The organism is uncultured Mucilaginibacter sp. (assembly GCF_903913935.1).
Lineage (GTDB): Bacteria > Bacteroidota > Bacteroidia > Sphingobacteriales > Sphingobacteriaceae > Mucilaginibacter.
In genome coordinates, this window is the sequence record NZ_CAIWNH010000170.1 from 1 (window position 1) to 3,402 (window position 3,402).

Below are 3,402 nucleotides of genomic sequence, written 5' to 3' on the forward strand. Positions count from 1 at the left end.
GAAATCGAAATTCCGAAATCCGAAATTAAAGAGCTTTTTTCCCGGCGATAAAATCCTTCAAATAGTAAGGCTCAAAGTAAGCCACATTTTCAAATGCTCTATTCCTGAATTTTTCGAGCGCCTTTTGGGTTAGATGAGTTGCCGAATTAACAAAATCAGGCAGGAAGCCTGCATTAGGATGGGCCCCTAAAACCTCCCTGCACTTTTCGGCGCCATCGCCAAAAAACAACATCTTATTTATCTCAAGCAGCTCGTTAAAACTATTGACATCAATGATCTCAGCAGCAGTAGGCTTAATTTTCACTCCTTTTGCAGTAAATACAGCCGTAAAAACTTCCATACGCCTGGCATCTATCATTGGGCATAAAAGCATATGATTGTCTAACGCTCCATAACTGTTGATAAGGCCATAGGCCATTGACTCAAGGGTCTCAATAGCGATAAGTGGTTTATCAAGTGCAAAACATAAGCCTTTAGCAGTAGATATACCTATGCGCAAACCAGTATAGGAACCAGGGCCACTACTAACCGCAATGGCATCCAACTCATCATATTTCAATCCCGCCGAAATAAGCAATTCTTCAACAAACAAAGTGATCACCTCTGCATGTATGTTGCGCTGGTTAATTTGCTTCAAACCCAAAACAATCCCATCCTTTGCCAGGGCAACTGAACAAGATGTGGTAGCGGTTTCAATTTGTAATAACAAACTCATTTACAGATTTTGAATTCTATTTTAATCGGCATCTTTGACTTATGACTTTCAACTCAAGACTCAAGACTTGATTCAGGGTACAGGATCATGCCCATGCCCTCCCCATGGATTGCAGCTTGCAATACGTTTTAAAGTTAACCAGCCACCTTTAAACGCGCCGTATTTTCTGATCGCCTCTACCCCGTATTGTGAACAAGTTGGTGTATAGCGACATGAGGCGCCAGTCATCGGCGAAATAAAATACTGGTATATTTTTATCAGCAGGATAAATAAAAAGCCTGTTCCCTTTTTTAATATATCGGTAACTGCTTTCATTTGGCGATTTCGGCACTTAGCAGCTTCAATAACTTGAGCATTTTTTTTTCAGCAAGATCGTATGACGCTATTTCTTTGCCGATATAACCTACGGAAAGCACAATTTTTTTTCCGGCAGCATTTAACGTGGCATATAAATGATCCTGTTTATAGCGCCGGTAAGTTTCGCGGGTACGTCTTTTGATCAGGTTACGGTCGGTGGCGTGATTAAAACGCCTTTTCGGAACCGAAAAAACAACCTGCACAGGATAGTGGCCCGTAAAATCGGTAAAAAGCCAGGATACCTGAATGGGATAACATAAAAAAGAAGAGCCGTTATGAAAAAGCTCATCAATAAGCTTTTTATTACATAACCGTTCTTCTTTCTTAAAAGTATACATGGGTGTTGCTACGTTTGAACCGGATTTATATCAATAAGCGGTTCAAGCCCCGTTTTGGAGAAAGCAACCAGCTTTATGCTTTGTGGCTGCGCTCGTCAGAAACTGACAATCTTTTTCTGCCTTTAGCTCTTCTTGCTGCTAATATTCTTCTGCCGTTAGCAGTTGACATGCGCTCACGGAAACCGTGCTTATTTCTTCTTTTCCTTTGTGAGGGCTGAAACGTTCTTTTCATGGCTATTTTATTCTATTCGTCGTTTTTAAAACAAGGACGCAAATGTAGTGTATTTTTTTTTCATTTCAAATAGTTTTCTTGAGTGGTTTGCAGGTTGATTAAGTTGATTTGGATAATTAAGTTTGTATATTTAGAAATCAGAACTCCAAAGCAACAAATAATCAACAATGCTATACAATTAACTAAATCAAGTTATTAATGAAATTATACACGGTATTTTTACTTATCGCCCTTCCTTTCTGTACATTCTCCCAGGATTCCCTTTCCAGTCACTATAAAATATACAGCGTTTCAAAACAAAAAATCGTGCCATTGGACGATATAACCGATGCGATGCTAAATGCCGATGTGCTTTATTTTGGCGAACAGCATAACGATTCAACGGGCCATTTTTTGGAATATAGCGTTTTTAAAAAACTAAGCCAAAAGTATCCTGACAAGACAGCCCTCTCGATGGAGATGTTTGAAACCGATTGCCAGAATGTTTTGAACGAATATTTGGACGGCTTGATCCGCGAAAAAAACTTTATAACTGAGGCCCGCGCCTGGCATAATTACAAAGATTACAGGCCCTTAATTGAATGGGCGAAGATTAATAAAATTGCTATAGTTGCCGCCAATGCACCAAATCGTTATGTAAACATGACCAATCGGATGGGCCTGCAAAGCCTTGAACAGCTTAATGACGTTGGCATGTCCTATCTTCCCCCACTGCCCATTGATACAGCCACAGGCCCTTATTATGACAATTTTTTACAGATAATGGGCGGCCATGCTGCTTTGGGAGGGATGCAAATGTACCAGGCGCAAAATTTATGGGACGCTACTATGGCCTGGTCAATTGCCAGGTTTATCAAATCGCATAAGGGCTATAAAATACTTCAGTTAAACGGCAGCTTCCACAGCGAAGAAAAACTGGGTACGGCGGCGCAATTGAAAAAATACGCCCCCAAAGTCAGGATCTTGAATATCGCAACTTTCGATGATGAAAATTTTGACAATCCCGATTGGAAAAAATTGAGTAAAAGTGGCGACTTTATTATTGTAACCGACCCTAAAGTGCCCAAAACGTTTTAAAAATTTATTTATATCTTTATCAAATGACGGTTACCCCAATGAAAATTAAAATTTATTTGTGGGTTTTTATTTTATTCCTTTTACAGACAGCTTCATGTAAAAAGGAGGCTCAACCTGTATCACAGCAGGTGACCGGACAACAAATCCATACCCTGGAGAATGGCTTGCTTAATTTTGCAATTAATGGCGAATTAACCGGCGCAAATATCGATACCATATCGAATACAATAACCGTTATTGTGCCTGACTCTGCAAATCTGCGCAACATAACTATTTCGTTCACTTTGGCCAGCCATGTAACGGCAACCATTAACAATACAGGCGCTGCCAGTAATGCCGTTTATGATCTTTCAAAACCAATTATTTTTACCGTTTCCTCAGCAGACAAACAAAAGGCAACAGCGTTCCAATTAATTATTCAAACAGAAATGGAATATTTTGGATTTTCGGACACTATAACGACTGGAAAAAGCCAGAACAAAGGGTATAACTTTTACCTCGATCAGTTTGACGGAAGCCGGTTTCAATCCGTCAACTGCGGGCCTGCGGTTACTACTATGGCAATTAAATGGGCCGATTCGACATTTTCCAAAACACCCGTGGAAGCACGCAGCATTTATGAACCTAAAGGCGGCTGGTGGTATACCAGCGACGTAGTATCATATTTGAAATTAAATGAGATC

6 protein-coding genes are annotated in these 3,402 nt (G+C 40.1%); 2 read left to right on the forward strand and 4 right to left on the reverse strand.

Annotation, left to right across the window (positions count from 1 at the left end):
* Positions 1-25 precede the first annotated feature (25 nt).
* The 4 genes from tsaB to rpmH all read right to left on the reverse strand — a co-directional run bounded on the left by tsaB (position 26) and on the right by rpmH (position 1,642).
* On the reverse strand, positions 26-715 hold the full coding sequence (tsaB, locus tag QZY09_RS06385) for a tRNA (adenosine(37)-N6)-threonylcarbamoyltransferase complex dimerization subunit type 1 TsaB (RefSeq protein WP_295669748.1): 690 nt from the start codon (positions 713-715) through the stop codon (positions 26-28).
* 72 nt (positions 716-787) lie between these two features.
* A complete protein-coding gene (gene yidD / locus QZY09_RS06390; protein ID WP_295669752.1) occupies positions 788-1,030 on the reverse strand; it encodes a membrane protein insertion efficiency factor YidD in 243 nt (80 codons plus the stop codon).
* Positions 1,027-1,410 carry a ribonuclease P protein component gene (locus QZY09_RS06395; RefSeq protein WP_295669756.1) on the reverse strand — a complete coding sequence of 128 codons (384 nt, stop codon included), beginning with the start codon at positions 1,408-1,410 and terminating at the stop codon, positions 1,027-1,029. Before QZY09_RS06395 ends, yidD begins: the two co-directional genes overlap by 4 nt.
* A gap of 73 nt (positions 1,411-1,483) precedes the next feature.
* Positions 1,484-1,642, reverse strand: a complete 159-nt coding sequence (gene rpmH, locus QZY09_RS06400; protein WP_096351641.1) for a 50S ribosomal protein L34 — start codon at positions 1,640-1,642, stop codon at positions 1,484-1,486.
* Positions 1,643-1,840: 198 nt separating this feature from the next.
* On the opposite strand from rpmH, the gene QZY09_RS06405 reads away from it, so the two are divergent.
* Both QZY09_RS06405 and QZY09_RS06410 read left to right on the forward strand, forming a co-directional pair.
* Positions 1,841-2,719 (forward strand): ChaN family lipoprotein, encoded by an 879-nt coding sequence (locus QZY09_RS06405; RefSeq protein WP_295669761.1) that lies wholly within the window; start codon positions 1,841-1,843, stop codon positions 2,717-2,719.
* 128 nt (positions 2,720-2,847) lie between these two features.
* Positions 2,848-3,402, forward strand: a 555-nt coding sequence (locus QZY09_RS06410) for a hypothetical protein (protein WP_295669765.1), incomplete at its 3' end; no start/stop codon positions are given.